The organism is Acidovorax facilis, from assembly GCF_023913775.1.
In the GTDB taxonomy this organism is placed as follows: Bacteria; Pseudomonadota; Gammaproteobacteria; order Burkholderiales; family Burkholderiaceae_C; genus Acidovorax; species Acidovorax facilis.
The window spans coordinates 1-961 of record NZ_JAMXAX010000310.1 but is presented as its reverse complement, the minus strand read 5'-3'; the positions used below and the strand labels follow the sequence as shown (position 1 = coordinate 961).

General features: G+C 56.1%; 1 pseudogene. It reads right to left on the bottom strand.

Annotation, left to right across the window (positions count from 1 at the left end):
- Positions 1–709 precede the first annotated feature (709 nt).
- Positions 710–961, bottom strand: a pseudogene (locus NFX52_RS30350) (integrase core domain-containing protein); the annotation flags it as partial.

Sequence of the window (961 nt, the reverse complement as noted above, 5' to 3'; positions counted from 1 at the left end):
CCGAACAGGACAGTGAAACGACTTTGCGCCGATGATAGTGCGGGTTCCCGTGTGAAAGTAGGTCATCGTCAGGCTCTTACAGCCCAGAAAACCCCAGTCAACCATGACTGGGGTTTTTTGCTTTGGGAGTACGAGATTCTTTGGAGCTGTGACACTCACAGTGTCCGCCTGGGCTCAGAGAGGCAACCGCCGACCTTGCTCGAACACCAGCAGTTCTTCCTTGCCAAATGCTGTCCTGAATCGCCCCAGTTTTGAACTGACCCCCAGAAGTTGGACGGCTGCCTTGCCGCCAACTAGGTGGTGTTTCTCAGCCGGTATTTGCGCAGCGGCGAGATGGAGGGGGTCGAAGGGGTCATGATCGCGCTCCTGTCCAAGAACGAGGCCGATTGTCTCGCTCGCCAACATAGACAGGGGCGCGATGTTTACTTGGCGTCAGGGCCTTCGCGGCGGCCTACCGCGCGAGCGGTTTAGTCCATCGTCCATTTGCGGCCGAAGCGGTCGCTCAGTCCAGCACCTGAGGATGACTCAGATCAGCCTGAAGCCGCCGCAAGGCCAAATCGAAGGCCTTTGCGGCAAGCGTTTAAGCACAGCGCAGAGTGGAAAAATCCTGTGCTGAAGGAGCAGTGAATTGACCTGCACGAAAAATACAAGACTCAGTGAAGACCGATCGGAAAAGTACAACACTGAGGGAATAAAAAGTACAAAGGTATGTGTCGCATCCCGTACGATCATATGGTCGCTTGTGAAACAGGTGCGGGTGGGTCTGGTACCACTCTTTCATCGCCTGCATCGGCGTACTGCTCTTGAGCGCTGACTGCGGTAACTGGTGGTTGCACAGGGCCACATAGCGCAGCAGGGTTTGCTCCATGTCTTCGCGGCTGTTGAACCTGTGGGTCTTCAAAACGTCCGCAATGCGGCCGTTAAACCGCTCAACCATGCCGTTGGTTCTGGGCGTCCTGGG